We start from the raw sequence: 16129 nt of genomic DNA on the forward strand, positions 1-16129 counted from the left end.
CCATGCGACGACGATCTACGGGTCCCTGAAAGACCCGGAACTCGTCTTCATCCAGCATGGATGGGGCAGGAGCTCCAAGCTTTCCTATCATTGGGTCCCAGGCCACGCCTGGGACCATCGCGTGCTGCGCAGGGATGGGCGCCATGGGGCTGATAGTCGACAGCCAGAACGAATCAGGACGAGGCTCGCGACTTTCTAGGGGTCATGTCACTCTTTGTGATGGATCTTGTGCCAGGCAGCCGTTCCAAACTGCTGGATGATCTCGATGTGCTTCATCCTCGCGACAGTCCTTTTGAACTGTCCCGCCTCTATGTCGATGAGGCTGCAAATATCTACACCCGATTGAGGGAACTGGAGACGAACGGCGCGCCTAAGAGGGGGTGAACGAGGCAGCTTCACTGCTGTCCTCAATTGATACTCTTAGAGGGTTTTTCCTGACGCCGTTTAGATTATACAAACTTCATGCCGGCACGCAGCCATGGGAGCGTGCTCGCTGAAAAAATGAGGGATGCGCCATGCCTTATGTCAGTGTGAATGGACTTCAATTTTATTATGAGGATCATGATTTCACCGATCCATGGGACGATAGGGAGACTGTCGTCATACAGCATGGATGGGGTAGGAGCTCGAGCTTTTTCTATCGTTGGGCTCTGTCCCTTATGGGAAACTATCGTGTGATTCGCCGGGACATGCGCGGCCATGGGCGCTCGGAGGATCCATCTCCGGAAGCCGAATGGTCCGTCGATATCCTGGTGTCCGACATGATAGGTTTCTTGGACGAGCTTGGGCTGGACAAGGTCCATTATATCGGTGAGTCCGCAGGCGGCGTGTTCGGCGCAGTGCTCGCCGCGAAGGTTCCCGAACGTCTGCGATCGCTGACGCTGATGTCCACGCCACTCTCCGATCCAACACGTGGCTCCGACAGTTATGGATATAGCGATCTGGCTGAAAAAGTCGCAAATACACCGCCGGAGATCTTTGTCGATATGCTCATCAAGGGCGGTGGCCTCGTTCCGACCAGCGCCGGGCATGAAAGGTGGATACGGCAGGAATGGTGCAAGAATCGTTCTGAAAATCTTGCAGCCGTGGCTCGGCTGTTCCCCAGCGTCGACTTGACTCCCTTGGTGCCGACCCTCCGGGTTCCGACGCTGATTCTGGCGCCGGCCAACAGCAAGACTGCGCCATTTGCTGATCAGAAGCGTATGCATGAACTCACTCCAAATTCGCGCATGGAGGTTATCCATGGCCGCGGGCATGAGCTATATTTCGAGCGTTTCGAAGATTGCCTTGCGCCCTTCCTGGCATTTCTCGCTTCGGTGAAGGAGGCCCCCCAAGCGCACGCCTGAGCAAGATTCGCGTCTTATCCGGCTTGACCCCGCGCCAGAAGGGTGAATTGCTGCCAAAGAGTGGTATGAGAGGTGCCAAGGCGGAATCTGCGTGAAAAACAGATTGAGGCAGCCTATGTCGTGTGACAACGGTCAAATGCCTGCATAGCTTGTGACCTCGGGAAAGTGGGACGCCGATAGGCGTGGCGTCTCACCTTTTTCCGAGGCTACAAGCTATCTGCCGAGTCCAAGGCTGGAGTTCGCATCCGACTGAAAGTCGGAGCGGGTTCTCCTGCCGGTGACTCTAAAATTGGTTTCGAAGGAGTGGTTTATGCAGAAGTACAAGAGAGGGCATGCGGAACATCGCGGGATCGTCGATGCTCCGCTTGATGATGTCTGGGAGTTGCTGATAGATTGGGCCAACTTCGAGCGCTGGTGGGTCAAGCCGGAAGATGGGGGCCGTCCCGGCCCCAACATCGCCAGCGTGGAACTGGTGGGTGAGCCGAACGAGGTGCCGCGTACCCGCGTTGTGCGCCACGTCACCGGCTCGGCCATCGACGAAAAGCTGTGGTTGCAGGACAATGAAGCCAAGCGCATCGTCTATGACATGAACTTTCGTCCCAGCACGAACGGCGCCGTCCTGCGCAGCGAGTTCAGGAACTATCTGGCGACGACGATGCTGGATGCCTTGCCTACCGGTGAGACCCTGATGACGTTCAAGTCCGAGTTCGACGTGGTCGAAGAGGCGGACTTAAACTTGATGATCTCGCTGATCGAGCGGACCTACTCCGATGCAATCGTCAACGGATTCAGACAATATTTCGCCAAGCAGCAAAAGGCGGATGCTGTTTCGGTCTGACCTAAAGGTGTCGCGGATCCTGGCGGTTGATCTCTATTGGCGTGGAGCCTTCTTTTGAATAGCCGACATTGGGCCCAATAACCGTCATTCTGCCCTTATGTATGGATGAAGGAGAAGATGATCATGGCTGCCATTCAACGAGGAGCGGGATGCCGAGAGGGCATCATTGATATCGATGCCGACACGCTCTGGGAGCTGTTGACCGACTGGGGCACCATGGACTGGTGGGGCAATGAGTTGCAGGAAGCGGGCATGAAAGTCAGCAAATGCTATCTCGAAGGGGAAAAGGGGCGCTGCCCCCGGACAAAGGTTCTTGAAAGGTCGAATACCGAAGAAGGTGGTCTTCCAGTCATAAATCGAGAGACGCTGATCCATGAGGATCCCCTCGCACGCCGGCTCTTTTACAATGGTACCGACGGCTTCATCGCGGGCGTACGCAATTATCTGGCGACGTGGGCGCTCGATCCTCTTCCGGACGGCCGAACTAAAATGCACATCTCATCGGTGTTCGATGTCGTAGAGCCCGGCAGCGTGGACCATGTTCGCGAAGTCGTGGAAGCGGTCTACGAGATGATCTTCAAGGGCCTCAATGGATATTATGCTTCCCAAAAGTCGGCGGCCTGAAAGCCGCGACTTCTAGAAAATAGGAATATCAACAGACTGACGTTGTCGTGATTGGTGGCGGTTGGCGCGGGGCTGCCGGCCGCCTACCACGCGGGGACCACGGGTTGCATCACGGTCCGAGATCATCCTGGCCGGACTTCAGATGATATGTCGTGTGTGGCGAGAAGCCGAGTCTGGCTGCCACACGGTCATTCCATTCATAAGGATCAGCCCTGAGAACCGGATCTCCAGACTGATCGAAGAGCACGGTCTGATACAGCATCCGGACGGGGATTTCCTTCGGCAACGGCACGTAGGACTCCTCGCCACTCGCGAGAGCCTTTTGCCATTGTTCGGCGATCCCGCTGTCGCGCGCCAATAGCGCGGCGAAACCGAGCGCATCCTCGACCCTGACGCAGCCATGGCTTCGCTGACGTTGCGGCATCTGGAAGAGCGACTTGGCCGGAGTGTCATGCAAATAGATCGCGTGCTCGTTCGACATGTCGAATTTCACCCGCCCAAGTGAATTTTTCGGGCCGGAGCCCTGGACGATCCAGCCGTCCTTCCAAAACATGTTGTTGGCTCTGAGATAGCCCGGCCCCTTGAGCGCGATCTCCTTTTGCTGGATTGAGCGCGGTACCGTCCATGTTGGATTGGCTACCAGCCGGTAGATCGGCGATCCGAGCTGCGGAGTTGGCCTGTCAGGCCGCCCGACCACCACTCGACGCATGTCGACAAGCTTGCCGTCTCGCCAGTAGCTCAGCCGCGCCGCCGCCAGGTTCACGTCTATTCGAGTGGGAGGCGAACTGCGATCGAGCCACCGCAGGCGCTCCATGTTGACGGCTATGGCACGCGCGCGCTCCTCATCGGACAGGTTGAGGATCGTGATGGCGTCGTTTCCGATCAGGCCATCAGGAGCGATGCCGTAATCGGCCTGCATCTTCTTCACAGCAACCACTATGGCCGGCGTATAGCGGTCGCCGGTCGCTTGTGGGCCGAGATAGTCATACTCGATCAATTGTCGCGCAATGGCGGCCATCCGTGGATCGCGCGCGCCGGGCCTGATGGGCTCTGCGTCGGCCGCTATGTGCGGCTTCCTACTCGTATCCGGCTTTCGCAGTGCCAGATATTGGTCGGAGAGTCTGCGGTAATTGGCATCTTGCGGTGCAAGGCTTTGAAGCCATTCCTCCAGCTTGCCCGAGCCGAGGGCGACATGCAGATCATGCCTCAGGTTGGGCCGTGGCCGCGGTACAGTATAGAGCTCGTAGAGCTTTTCCGGCTCGGCTACTCCACGCGCTAGCGCTCCGGCGAAGGCCAGCGCAGCCTGAGTAAGCCGGGCGTCCCCCTCGGCGCTCCCTGGCTCTGCGTCGGTTTCGAACGCGATCCGATCGAGGCCGTGAGCAGCCCGCGCCTCGATCGCCTTCTTCAACTGGGCTGCACTTTCCCGGTTCCAACCAACCTGGGCCTCGACTTTGCTTGCGTCCCCCTCCTCGGGACGAAAGCCACAAGCCGATAATCCGAAGGCCGAAATCAAAAGCACCGAAGCGACGACAGATCTGCGCACACACTCTCCTCTGACACAGGTTACAACGCCCTCGAGCCGATCAGGTGCCGACCTTAATAACCGAGAGGCAAACTCGCGCGTCGGTGGCATCGCATACGAACATTTCGACGGGCGATGCCGGCTATTGGCGGTTAATCTCGGGTTGGCGGGATCTCGCCGGCGTGCGAGGTTTTGGCCCTGGCGCCCGCGGCGCATATCTGGGCCGCTCCTATGCGAACGCGAAATACTCACGGCGCATCCAGGCATTGCCTGCAGCTCATATTTGCGTGGAAAGAGCGGTAATTTGCCGTCGAGATAATCGGGCCAATTGCGCGAACTCTGTCACCGCGATCATCCGAAACTGGCGCGCCTGATGCGTCGACGGCTCATCAGGTATCCGGACAAGGTTTAGCTTCCCCATGCCGGAGCCGTGCCAGCCGCAACAATGCGTAGCGGGCAGGCTGTGGATTAGTAAAGTGCCGAACGAACTCGTCCGGAGCAAGCCTCGACCGTCTCGAAATCTTCGAGGTAAAATACACGTTGATCACCGCCCAGCTCCCCGTGGCGGCTGCGCCCCTATGCGGCTTTAACCTTGCGCGGCGCCACAGGTTGAAAGGCCGTCGACAGCACGGTCTGAAAGACGAACCCAACTGAAGTCGGGAGGGCAGAGACGCCGCTGCCTGAATGTACGCTTGCCTGCAGACCAAGACCGTGCATGCATATCAGCAGCATTTCGGCACGATTCTCGAGTTCTTCCTCGGTATATCCTTCAAGCACGGGGTCTATGACCTTACGAATTGTCTCTAGGAATCGCCTAGCCGCCCTTACGGCCATTTCTTTGACTCTCGGATTGCGCCCAGCCTCGGCCTGAATCTCTAGCCAAAGGATCGTGCGGTCGCCTTCAAGAATTGAAGGAAGCTTGGTAACAAACGACTCGATAATAGATTCGATGCTCCGATTTTCGGACTGGACTACCTGACTTATGAGTAGCATGAACTCATCCATGTCATGCTCTATAAGCGCTGTCATGATCGCTTCTTTATTCTCAAAATACTTGTAGATGTGCCCCGCACTCATTGCTGCCGTAGCGGCGATGCGACTGATGCTTGCGGCGTGGAAGCCATGATCGCGAACGCATGCTCGCGCCGCGTCGATGATCTGAGTTCGCCGCCGCTTAATACGTTCTTCTCGTCGCGCCGTCATGGACGTCCAACTCCTTCGTATCGCCTTCAGCGACAGCCCCTGCCCGTTAGTCTGCCAAATTCCATGGCTACAACGTTTAGTCCAGAAAAAAAGCGAACATACACGCCTTGCTCCTCTTCGAGCGATCTCGGATCGATGTGGTCACCTTCACGGTGACGGAGCGATCCAAATCGTCGCTATTGGCTTCGATGCGGTCAAGCACAGCGCGCAGGCGCGCATCGAACGCAGACCTGCCCTGCTACCCCCGCGAACTGGCGGCGGGCTATTTCCGTTCCGAGGCGACGCTTGAACTGCGCACCTTCCTGGGAACCGATGCCCCATGTGCGGCTCCAGGGTCCCGCGCCGGCGACAGCACGCCTCGAAGCGCCAGTTCGAACCCGGCGGCAAGGACCTGGCGCTCGCTGGCCGGATGTGTGCCCGCATGGATGGCAAGGGCGCGCGTCATCACCAGCAGCATTTCGATACGCACGTCGATTTCCTGCGGGGTAAGCCCTTCCAGCACTGGTTCAATAATCTTGCGGATTGCGTTGCGGACTCGGTGATCTACACGCACGACCAGTTCTGACACTTTAGGGTTGCGTCCCGCTTCGGCCATCACCTCTAGTGCGAGTGCTGCGCGATCATGGTCGAGCAGCCACATGATCTTGCCTGAAAAGGTTCTGACGATCATGTCCACGTCCAGGCCCGTACAATCGCCCAGTTGAGTGATGTGCAGCATGAAGTCTTCGAAGTCGCACTCGCTGAGTGCGATCATGATCGCCTCTTTGTTCTCGAAATATTGGTAAATGTGCCCAATGCCCATCGATGCTCCCGCGGCGATGCGCTTCATGCTGGCGGCGTGGAACCCTTCGGCACGAACGCAAGCGCGTGCTGCGTCCAGAATCTGAGCTTGCCGCCGCTCGAACCGTTCTTTCCGACGCGAAGTCGCTTCTGCCGATTGTGCCATTATCACCTTTCTGTGCGGCCGTTCGCAATACGCCCTATAAACTCGAACCCGGTACCGCACTATCCACGCCGCATCGGAATGAACGATCATTCCTTTTGTTGACTCACATATCGAGTTGGCGCAAGGACACCATATGGATTTATGCGGCAAGTCATTGCCCGCACCCTGCAGAGCAGGGGATCAGGAGAGTGCAAGATCATGGCATCGATGCCGACTTTTATGGACCCTGAGGTTCAAAAGTGCCCGTTTCCGGTTTATGACATGCTGCGGGACGAGCAGCCGGTGTACCACGATCCTGCCACCGGCTATTATGTTCTCACCCGCTATGACGATGTTCGCAAGGCATTGTTGAGCCATTCCGTTCTCAGTAATCGTGCGGGTTTCATAGGCGATCGCTGGACCCCCGAGGCTAATGAGCTGTTCGCAAAGGGAGGCTGGCTTCCGATGGACACGCTGGTCTCCAACGACCAGCCCGAACATCGCACCTATCGCACCCTTGTTGACAAGGTTTTCGCAACCGCCAAGGTTACTGCACTTGAACCGAGGATCATCGAGATCATCGGGGAATTGATCGATGCCTTCATCGATTGTGACGAGATTGATTTTCTCGAAGACTTCGCCGTGCCCTTGCCGATGTATGTGATCGCCGAACAGCTGGGTGTACGGCGAGAGGACCGCGTGATGTTTAAGCGCTGGTCGGATGCGGCGGTGGAAACGACGGCGCCCGTGGCCCCTGAACGTCAGCTGGAACTGGCGCGCATTACGATCGAGATGCAGCAATATATGTCGCATGAGATCGATCGCGTCCGCGCCAAACCCGACGACATGCTGCTCAGCCGCCTTGCCAATCTGGAGACGGATGGTCGCCGGCTGGACAATCGCGAACTGCAGAGCTTGATCATGCAGATCCTCGTCGCAGGCAACGAAACGACGACGACGACGCTCGGCTCGGGCATGCGGCTGATGATCGAGCAGCCCGCACTGGCCGAGTCCGTTCACGCGGACCCGTCGCTTGCCAAGATGCTCTCCGAGGAAGCTCTGCGGACAGCCTCGCCGCTGCAGTGCCTTTGGCGCAAGGCGCTCGAGGACGTGCAGTTCGGAGACGTAACCGTCCCGGCCGGTTCAATCGTAGAGGTGCGTTTCGGCGCGGCCAATCGAGATCCGGCGCAGTTCAGCTGCCCTGCCGACATCGATCTGCAGCGGAAAAACGCGAGCGGCCATCTGGCGTTCGGTGCTGGCATTCATCTGTGCATCGGCAACCAGCTGGCCCGAGGCGAGATGCGCCTGGCCTTCCAGGCGCTTACGCGGCGGCTCAAAAATTTCAGGTTTAGCCGTGGCGACGCAAGCTGCGTTCCGCTGGAAGGCTATACCCCCTATGGCTTGCGGGCACTCTGGATGTCGTTCGACCGGCGATAGCGGTGAATGTCGCGGCGGCTGCTCTCGCGGTGCTGAAGCGGATGCGTCTGTAGGTCCGACAGCTACCTCAAAGGCTCAAAGGCCGGAGCGCGCTCCCGGCGGAGAGTGTGCCCTTTCTCACCAAGGCGACGATCGCCAAAACGGGCGACGTCAGACCAGGAGTTCGACCGCGTCTCCCCGCGAGGCAACGGATCCGCAAGCGCTTCGCGTGGTTACGACAGCCTATGAACTCAAGCGGCGTTGAGCAGCGCCTCTTCGATCTGGGGCACCGTATGGCCGGTAAGATCCTTGTCGATCTCGCCCGCGAGCCGCTCCTTCACTTCCTTGTGATAATGTTTGCGCAGCTCGCCGAGGGTACGCGGAGGCGCGGCGATGATCAGCGTTTCGAAATTATTCGACAGTGCTCGCTTCCTGAGCATCTCCGCGATCTCCTCGGCGAAGCGGTCTTCCTCAAGTTGATGAAAGTCGGTCTCGCCCATGGTGCCGCGAGACGGCGCGAACTGTGCGCCGCCGCCTCGTGCGTGCATGGAGCCGTTCTGAGCGATGGATGGTGCGCCCGGTCCGCTCTGGGTGGACGGTGCCCTTCCGGAAGCATCCCGCTTCTGATCCGAATCCTTGGGATTCTCGTGAATCTCCTTGCGCTCTACCTGGAGATTGAGAACCTCCGTATCGCCTTCGTTCCGTAAAAACAGCATCTTGCGACCGTCTGCTATGACAACGAACGCGTTGTGGGGAACTCGCATAGCTCTTCTCCTGCCAATGCTCGGACCCAACGCCTGATCCAAAGGCAAGGTTGCGGCGGCGGGGCAGATGGATCTTGGCCGGTTTGGATTGAACCAGCCTGAAATGCGGCTCAAGATTCAAAAATGATCGGACGTTAGGATGCCGGCTTCAGCCGATAATGGCTGACGGCCCAGGGGCCCCCGCCCTGATGCCTGAAAAGCCCCGCGGTCGCGAGGAAGAACAGGCGCCAGCGGCGCTCCCACAGTTGGGCGTCCTTGCCGTAGGTTTCGCGGAAGATCGCGGCGATCGCCGGCTGATTGACATCGAATCGCGCCAGCCAGTCGAATGCGGTGCGGGCGTAATGCTCGCCATTCCAGCGCCATTCCTCCTCCACCGCGAAGAGCTTTGGGAAATGGCCGATCAGGCTGTGGCTCGGCATGATGCCGCCGGTGAAGAAATGTTGAGCGATCCAGTCGGCCTTGTCGGCATGATCGAAGCGGTAGCTTGCCCCGTCGTGGGTGAAGATGTGGATGAACAGATAGCCGTCGGGCCTCAGCCAGGACTTCACCTTGGTGAGCAGCGCTTCCCAGTTCGACATATGCTCGAACATCTCGACCGAGACCACGCGATCGAACAGCGCCTCGGCCTGGAAGTCGTTCATGTCGCAGGTGACGACGTTCAGGTTGGTGGATCCCTGCGCCGCGGCGAGCTTCTCGATATGCCGCCGCTGCGAATGCGAATTCGATACCGCGGTGATGCGGGCATTCGGGTAGCGCGCGGCCATATAGAGGCTGAGCGAGCCCCAGCCGCAGCCGAGTTCGAGGATATGCTGTCCGTCCGCCAGCCGGGCATGCTCGACGGTCTGGGCGAGCGCGGCGTCTTCCGCCTCTGCGATTGTCGTGCTTGGGGCTTCGTAGTAGCAGCAGCTATATTTGCGACGCGGACCCAGGCAGAGGTCGAAGAAGGCGGCAGGCACCTCATAATGCTGGGCATTGGCGTCTTCGACATGGATAGCGATCGGATAGTCGCCCATCGTGCGTGCGAAGGCTTCGCTGTTGTCCGGCTGCCGCGCAAGCTTGCGGCCGGTGCGCCCGACGAGAAACTCGACACCCGCAAGGGTAACGGCGTCGGGCAGGGGCAGCCGCTCGACGGCGGCAGTGGCGGCGGCGATAAGGTCCATCAGTATATATCCATCAGCTTTTGCGAGGGGGCAGGGGGAAGAAGGCGCTGGTCCGCGCCATCGATTTGCGAAAGGCGTCGCCACGGCTCTTGAGCATGTGCGCCTCGAGCGGCGGAATGCCCGAGACATGCACCAGCAGCCAGTACATCAACACAGGCCCGATCAACGCGAGCCAACCTTGCCACCAGCCACCTGTCGGCGAGATCGCCATGACCGGATAGGACAACCAGCCGAGCCATTCGAAGAAATAATTGGGGTGCCGCGACCAGGACCACAGCCCCGTCTCGCAGACCTTGCCGTGATTTGCCTTGTCCGCGGTGAATGCGCGCAGTTGACGATCCGCGATGCCTTCGCCGATGACCGAGACGATCAGCAGCGCCAGCCCGGCAAAGTCAGCGATCGACAGCGCCCCTGGCCGATGCGCGGCGGCATAGACTGTGACGACCAGCCCGATCCCACACAGCGCCTGGATCTGCAGGAACAGAAACAGCCGGAGCTGGAACCTGTCGCCCCACGCACGGCGTAGATCGGCATAGCGCGGATCCTCGTAGCTGGCGGAGGCGGTGCGGGCGAGGATGTGGAAGCCCAGTCGCATCGACCAGAACACCACCATCGCACCTACCAGCAGGTTGCGCTCGAACGGTGCATCGCCCTTCACCAGCAGCGACACGACTAGCCCGCCAATGCCGATCGCGAACGACCAGAAGACATCGGCCCAGCCGGATTGTGCGGTCGCCTTCTGCACGGCCCAGGCGACCATCATCATCGCCGACATGATCAGTGATGCGACGGTGATGGCGGTAATCGCGCCCATTGTTTCGCTGCCCCCCCAAAGAACTCACAACACCCCGAGCCCGCTCTCCTAATCCTATACGGCGGCTCAAGCCAATGCGTTGCGGCATGTCGCCCGACGATTCGGGATTGCGCTTTCCATAACGTGGGTTAGCAGTCGGAGCGGGCTAGCACGCAACCTCTTCCCGCCGGGCGCCGTATCTGGGCCGAGGCAGATGGGGCAGGGCGATGACGGGGAACAGGTTCATGTCGAAAGGCCGCGCGGGCCAGCGTATCGCTGTTATTGGCAGCGGGATCACCGGGCTCTCGGCCGCCTGGATGCTTTCCAGGCAGAACGACGTGGTGCTGTACGAAGCCGAGTCCCGGCCCGGCGGCCACACCCGCACCATTGACGTGGATATGGGCGATGGCAGTTCGCTCGGCGTCGACACCGGGTTCATCGTGTTCAACGATCGCACCTATCCCAACCTGATCGCGATGCTCGACCACCTCGGCGTTCCGGCGCGCGCCACCGACATGAGCTTCGCGGTGTCGCTCGACGACGGCAAGCTCGAATATGCTGCCGGCGATCGCATCTGGCAGCTTTTCGCCCAGCCTTCGAACCTGTTCTCGCGCCGCTTCTGGTCGATGCTGCGCAACCTTGTCCGCTTCTATCGCGAGGCGGGTGCGCAGATCGGCAGCTTCGGCGAGATGACGCTGGGTCAGATGCTGGAGCAGGGCCGATATGGCAATGCGTTCCGCGATGATCACCTGCTGCCGATGGCCGCGGCGATCTGGTCGGCACCGGCGCAGCTGCTGCTCGACTATCCGGCGGAGGCGTTTGTCCGCTTCTGCGACAATCATGGCCTGCTCGATCTCGGCCGCCGCCCGAAGTGGCGCACCGTTATCGGCGGCAGCCGCACCTATGTCGACCGCATCCTGGCGGAGTTCAACGGCGAACTGCGGCTCGGCACGCCGGTCGCGAAGGTCGAGCGAAAAGGCGGACAGGTGACGATCACCGACTGCACTGGCAACGCTGACCGCTTCGATGAGGTGGTGATCGCCGCGCATGGCAACCAGGCGCTGGCGATGCTCGCCGATCCCAGCCCGCAGGAACGCCAGCTGCTCGGAGCATTCCGCTACAGCAACAATCTGGCCGTGCTGCACGACGATCCGGCACTGATGCCCAAGCGCCGCGCGCTATGGGGCGCGTGGAATTATTTCGGTCGCCGCCATGCCAACGACGCTACCGGCGATCTCTGCGTTAGCTACTGGATGAACCGGCTGCAGGGTTTTGAGACGAAACGGCCACTGGTCGTCACGCTCAATCCTAATCGCGCCATCGGCGCGGGGCACGAGATCGACCGCGCCAGCTTCGAGCACCCGATCTTCGATCATGCCGCGCTGGACGCGCAGCGGCGGATCTGGGCGATCCAGGGCCAGCGCAATACTTTCTACTGCGGAGCGCATTTCGGCGCGGGCTTCCATGAGGATGGGCTGCAGTCGGGCCTTGCCGTCGCCGAGATGCTCGGCGCCGCGCGGCCCTGGACAGTCGAGGAGCCAAATGGCCGGCTGGCGATGGAGCTCGCGCAGACGCGCGAAGCGGCGGCGTGAAATCCTCGATCTACACCGGAGAAGTCTTCCACCAGCGCTTTCGGCCGCGGGTCCACCGGCTGCGCTACCGCGTTTTCCAGTGCCTGTTCGACCTTGACGAGATCGACGCGATGGCGGGCCGGCTGCGGCTGTTCTCGCGCAACCGCTTCAACCTCTTCTCCTTCCACGACAAGGACTTCGCAAACCGCAGCGAAATACCGCTGCGCTTCCAGATCGAGGCGCTGATGGCGCGCGCGGGGCAGGAACCGGACGGCGGCCCAATCCGTTTGCTCACCATGCCGCGCATGCTGGGCCATGTCTTCAATCCTATTTCGGTGTGGTTCTGCCACCGCCGCGACGGCCGGCTGGCGACGATCATCTACGAGGTGACGAATACCTTCAAGGAACGGCACAGCTATGTGATCCCGGTGGCCGAGGGCCAGGCGCGTGCGCCGATAATCCGTCAAGCCTGCGACAAGCGCCTCTATGTCTCGCCCTTCATGGATATCGACATGCGTTACGACTTCACCGTCGAGCCGCCGATGGAGAAGGCGCGGGTCGTGGTCGCTGGTGGCGACGCGAAAGGTCCCCTGATCGTCGCGGCTTTCTCGGGCAAGCGCCGGGAGTTGAGCGACGGCGCGCTCGCCAGGGCCTTCCTGCGCCACCCGCTGCTGACGCTGAAGGTGGTCGCCGGCATCCATCTCGAGGCGCTGTGGCTGTTCCTCAAGCGCGTCGGAGTGCGCCGTCACATCGCCAGCGGCGGCGATGGTGTCTCGATCGTCGCCTGCAGTGACGTGCCGGTCGTCCCGGCATGAGCGTCGCGTTCCGCCGCGAGAGCGACGAGGAACATCTCGAACCCAAGTTCGAACTGCCGATCCCGCCTGGCCCCAACCTCGTCACCGAACGCGGCGCGAAGCTGATCGAGGCGCGCATCGCCGAGATCGAGGCGGCAATCGACGCCGCGACCAAAGCGGACGCCGCGGAGGATGAACTCAAAGCTGGTAAGCGCGATCTGCGCTACTGGCACACCCGCCGCGCGACGATGGAAATCCAGCCCCCCGCCGATGGCGAGGTGGCGGCGTTCGGGACTCGCGTCCGATACCGGCTGCGCGGCAAGGAAGCGGAGGTTTCGATTGTGGGTGACGACGAGGCCGATCCGGCGGCCGGTCTGGTGTCCTATGCATCGCCGCTGGCACGCGCGCTAATCGGCGCGGGCAGGGGGGACTTCGCGGATTTTGGTGGGGAGGCGGATGCTATCGAGGTGCTGGGGGTGGTGGCGATCTGACAGGCGCCGCAGCTGGCCACGCTTTCTCGCTGATCCGGCAGACTCGCCAAGGGCAAGGAAGCGTTTCTGCCGATCACACCTCCATGGTCAATGGATCGTCGGCCCCCGCTTCCCGCGCATCGCGATGAAATCTTGCATCAGGTCGATCATGCGCATCGAGGCGCTCGTCCTGAAACTCGCATTTTGCGCGGCGGCGAACAGCCTCGTCACTTCCTTCTGTACGAAGCCGGCGTCGCCGGCATAAGCGAGGCTCCATTCGGAACATAGTCGCTCGCTCCTGATGGCCGTGTTCATCACCCTTAGCGAATGATGCCGCGGATCTGCCCGGATTCTGTCGACGAGGGCGTCGACATCGTGCTGCATTCCTTCGAGATATTGCGAGAAATAGCCGCCGCTGTAGATCAGGACACCCGTGATGCCGACGCTGTGGTTCCTGCGAACCGATCTTTCCACGATCTCATCGATGGCTGGATGGAGCCGAAACCCCCGGGATGCCTCGCTGACACATAAAAGCGTGTAAGGTGAAACCATTCGGCAACTCCTCGAACAAAAGATTGAACGCAGCTCCTCCTTTTTCGTCAGACCCGGCTCTCCGTCTACCCCGGAAGATTGCGCATCCAAGCGGCGTGGCGCTTGTCGGCCAGCCCCGCCGGTCGGCTCGACAACGCGCCCTGCGTTCAGTCCAGCGCCGCCCTAACCCAGATAGCGCACCGCCATCACCGTCAGGTCATCGGTGGGATCGGTGCCGTCCTCGAAGGCGCGCACCGCGTCGCGGACCGCTTCGACCATCTCGCTGGCGCTATGGCGTCCAGCGAGCGCTGCGAGCAGGCGTTCATGGCCGAACAGCGCATCGCGTCCGTCGAGCGCTTCGCTGACACCGTCGGATACCAGCAGCAGGGTTTCGCCGGGCATCAGCTTCATCCTCTCTTCGGGATAGGGAAAGTCGACGATGCAGAAAGGCGGCCCGCCATCCAGCTTGCGCGGTGCGATGCCGCCGTCTGCATGGATGTGAAGCGGGTCCTCGTGCCCGGCGCTGGTCAGCACCAGATCGCCGGCTGCCAAATCGATAATGCCGATCAGCATCGTCACGTTCATCGCTTCGCTGTTGTCGCGGTCCAGTTCCTGATTGAGGACGGCGGCCGCGTCGGCGAGGCTCGGGAGGCCGCGTAGCAGCACGCTCTTGGCGAGCGCCTTGGACAGCGCCATGAACAGCGCGGCGGGCACGCCCTTGCCGGTGACGTCCCCCACCAGGAAGGCAATCCGGTCGGCATCGATGCGGATCACGTCGTAGAGATCGCCGCCGATCGATCGCGCGGGCTCGAGCAGGGCGTCGATGTCGATCCGCGGATCGAAGCTGGCGAGATCGGCCCGCGGCGGCAGCATACCTAGCTGGATGCTCCGTGCCGCCTGCAACTCGCCCTCGGTCGCCGCCGCCACTATTCGTTCGCGCAGTAGCGTCTGGCGGAGCCGCATGCGTTCTCGCCACGCCGCGATCGAAACGACGAACAGCAGGCCGATCAGCGCCGAAACCGGCGGCAACCAGATGTGAGCGAAGCGAAACAACCCGAGGCTTAGGCTGATGATCGCCAGGGTAGCCCCAAGAGCGAGCAGGGCGTTGCCGCGCGATCGCAGTCGCAGCAGGCCGATCAGCACGATCGAGATTCCCGCAAGGGCGAAGGCGAGCTGCCAAGCCGGCGAAGCCGGGGTGATGGCATCGCCGCGCAGCAGCGTGTCGAGTAGATGGGCCTGGATCTCCACTCCGGACATCTGGCTGGTCGCGCCCGAGGTGGGCGTGGGGTAGCTGTCGCCCAGGCCATCGGCGGTAGCGCCGATCAGGACATAGCGGCCCGCCAGCAGCTCGGGCGGCACTCGTCCGTCGAGCAGGTCCACAAAGGAGATAGACGGGACATGGCCGGTCGTTCCCCCATAGGGGATCAGCACCGGCCGCTCCTGGTGCAATCCGGCCAGGCCCGCTCCGCCGTCGCCCGCTGCCCGCAGGCCGGCCATGACGGCGCCAAGCTGAAGCCAGGACCGACCGCCGCCGCCTTCCTCGAGATAGACTTTGCGGACGACGCGATCGCCATCGAAGTGAAGGTTTACCTGAGCCATCGCGGCGGCTGCCGCCGCCAGCGGGCCCGAAGGGGCCGCAATGTCATAGGCCGCGCCGTTGCTGCCGGGCGTGTCGATCACCAGCGGCAGATAGGTCCGGGTGCGCCGTACCGCCGCTGCGAGCATTGCGTCGTCAGGGCTGGGGTCGACGAACAGCACGTCATAGCCGATGGCGCGCGGACGCGCTTCGGCCAGGCGGTCCAGCAGCTGGGCATGGATGCTGCGCCGCCAGGGCCAGCGGCCGATCTCCTCCATGCTGCGATTGTCGATAGCGACGATGACGATGTCATCCGGCGGGGGGCGCTCGGCCGAAGCCAGCGCATGATCATAGACGATATAGTCGAGCCGTTCCGTGACCCGCCCGAGCACAAGCGCCGCGACCAGCATGCTCGCCAGCAGCGCGAGCACCAGCCATTCGACCGCGACGCGTGCGCTGATCGTCGATCGCGGGCCAATTTTGGCCAAGGTCGGTTCCTCGTCGCTGAATATGTCGAGACCGTCGGAAGGATGGCGCATTGCCTCGTTGTGCTATGATAGATCAGGGGCGTCCATCCCCTCCGCCGAAAGCCCGGA

General features: G+C 61.3%; 15 protein-coding genes. 7 read left to right on the forward strand and 8 right to left on the reverse strand.

All coding sequences use genetic code 11. The features are described from left to right. The first annotated feature begins 515 nt into the window (after window positions 1–515). The 3 genes from AAC645_RS00005 to AAC645_RS00015 all read left to right on the forward strand — a co-directional run bounded on the left by AAC645_RS00005 (window position 516) and on the right by AAC645_RS00015 (window position 2808). A complete protein-coding gene (locus AAC645_RS00005) occupies window positions 516–1346 on the forward strand; it encodes an alpha/beta fold hydrolase (protein WP_340312927.1) in 831 nt (276 codons plus the stop codon). 310 nt (window positions 1347–1656) lie between these two features. Continuing rightward, a complete protein-coding gene (locus tag AAC645_RS00010; RefSeq protein ID WP_340312929.1) occupies window positions 1657–2184 on the forward strand; it encodes an SRPBCC family protein in 528 nt (175 codons plus the stop codon). A 123-nt stretch (window positions 2185–2307) separates the two neighbouring features. Continuing rightward, window positions 2308–2808 (forward strand): SRPBCC family protein, encoded by a 501-nt coding sequence (locus tag AAC645_RS00015; protein WP_340312931.1) that lies wholly within the window; start codon window positions 2308–2310, stop codon window positions 2806–2808. A gap of 109 nt (window positions 2809–2917) precedes the next feature. On the opposite strand, the gene AAC645_RS00020 is transcribed toward AAC645_RS00015, so the two are convergent. The 3 genes from AAC645_RS00020 to AAC645_RS00030 form a co-directional block, all read right to left on the reverse strand. Further along, window positions 2918–4546 (reverse strand): L,D-transpeptidase family protein, encoded by a 1629-nt coding sequence (locus AAC645_RS00020; RefSeq protein ID WP_340312932.1) that lies wholly within the window; start codon window positions 4544–4546, stop codon window positions 2918–2920. 360 nt (window positions 4547–4906) lie between these two features. Beyond that, window positions 4907–5533 (reverse strand): TetR/AcrR family transcriptional regulator, encoded by a 627-nt coding sequence (locus AAC645_RS00025; protein ID WP_340312933.1) that lies wholly within the window; start codon window positions 5531–5533, stop codon window positions 4907–4909. Window positions 5534–5795: 262 nt separating this feature from the next. After that, window positions 5796–6479, reverse strand: a complete 684-nt coding sequence (locus tag AAC645_RS00030) for a TetR/AcrR family transcriptional regulator (RefSeq protein WP_340312934.1) — start codon at window positions 6477–6479, stop codon at window positions 5796–5798. 198 nt (window positions 6480–6677) lie between these two features. On the opposite strand from AAC645_RS00030, the gene AAC645_RS00035 reads away from it, so the two are divergent. After that, window positions 6678–7895: a cytochrome P450 gene (locus AAC645_RS00035; RefSeq protein WP_340312936.1), complete on the forward strand. Its 1218-nt coding sequence runs from the start codon at window positions 6678–6680 to the stop codon at window positions 7893–7895. 230 nt (window positions 7896–8125) lie between these two features. Here AAC645_RS00035 and AAC645_RS00040 read toward each other — a convergent pair whose 3' ends face one another. The 3 genes from AAC645_RS00040 to AAC645_RS00050 form a co-directional block, all read right to left on the reverse strand. Then, a complete protein-coding gene (locus AAC645_RS00040; protein ID WP_340312937.1) occupies window positions 8126–8638 on the reverse strand; it encodes a host attachment family protein in 513 nt (170 codons plus the stop codon). 134 nt (window positions 8639–8772) lie between these two features. Next, window positions 8773–9798, reverse strand: coding sequence for an SAM-dependent methyltransferase (locus AAC645_RS00045; RefSeq protein WP_340312938.1), 1026 nt, complete (start codon window positions 9796–9798; stop codon window positions 8773–8775). Window positions 9799–9811: 13 nt separating this feature from the next. Then, window positions 9812–10612: a DUF1295 domain-containing protein gene (locus AAC645_RS00050; RefSeq protein WP_340312940.1), complete on the reverse strand. Its 801-nt coding sequence runs from the start codon at window positions 10610–10612 to the stop codon at window positions 9812–9814. Window positions 10613–10836: 224 nt separating this feature from the next. On the opposite strand from AAC645_RS00050, the gene AAC645_RS00055 reads away from it, so the two are divergent. From AAC645_RS00055 to AAC645_RS00065, 3 genes are read left to right on the forward strand one after another with little or no spacing between them, the layout of a single operon-like run. Beyond that, window positions 10837–12183, forward strand: a complete 1347-nt coding sequence (locus AAC645_RS00055; RefSeq protein ID WP_340312942.1) for an NAD(P)/FAD-dependent oxidoreductase — start codon at window positions 10837–10839, stop codon at window positions 12181–12183. Further along, window positions 12180–12977: a DUF1365 domain-containing protein gene (locus AAC645_RS00060; protein WP_340312944.1), complete on the forward strand. Its 798-nt coding sequence runs from the start codon at window positions 12180–12182 to the stop codon at window positions 12975–12977. Before AAC645_RS00055 ends, AAC645_RS00060 begins: the two co-directional genes overlap by 4 nt. Then, window positions 12974–13447, forward strand: coding sequence for a GreA/GreB family elongation factor (locus tag AAC645_RS00065; RefSeq protein WP_340312946.1), 474 nt, complete (start codon window positions 12974–12976; stop codon window positions 13445–13447). The genes AAC645_RS00060 and AAC645_RS00065 overlap by 4 nt, the downstream gene beginning before the upstream one ends. Window positions 13448–13534: 87 nt before the next feature. Here AAC645_RS00065 and AAC645_RS00070 read toward each other — a convergent pair whose 3' ends face one another. Together AAC645_RS00070 and AAC645_RS00075 are read right to left on the reverse strand one after the other, a co-directional pair. Beyond that, window positions 13535–13978, reverse strand: coding sequence for a BLUF domain-containing protein (locus AAC645_RS00070; RefSeq protein WP_340312947.1), 444 nt, complete (start codon window positions 13976–13978; stop codon window positions 13535–13537). Window positions 13979–14140: 162 nt separating this feature from the next. After that, on the reverse strand, window positions 14141–16072 hold the full coding sequence (locus AAC645_RS00075; RefSeq protein ID WP_340312948.1) for a CHASE2 domain-containing protein: 1932 nt from the start codon (window positions 16070–16072) through the stop codon (window positions 14141–14143). Window positions 16073–16129 lie beyond the last annotated feature (57 nt).

Origin of the sequence: Rhizorhabdus argentea, from assembly GCF_037861105.1 — a bacterium.
GTDB lineage: Bacteria > Pseudomonadota > Alphaproteobacteria > Sphingomonadales > Sphingomonadaceae > Rhizorhabdus > Rhizorhabdus argentea.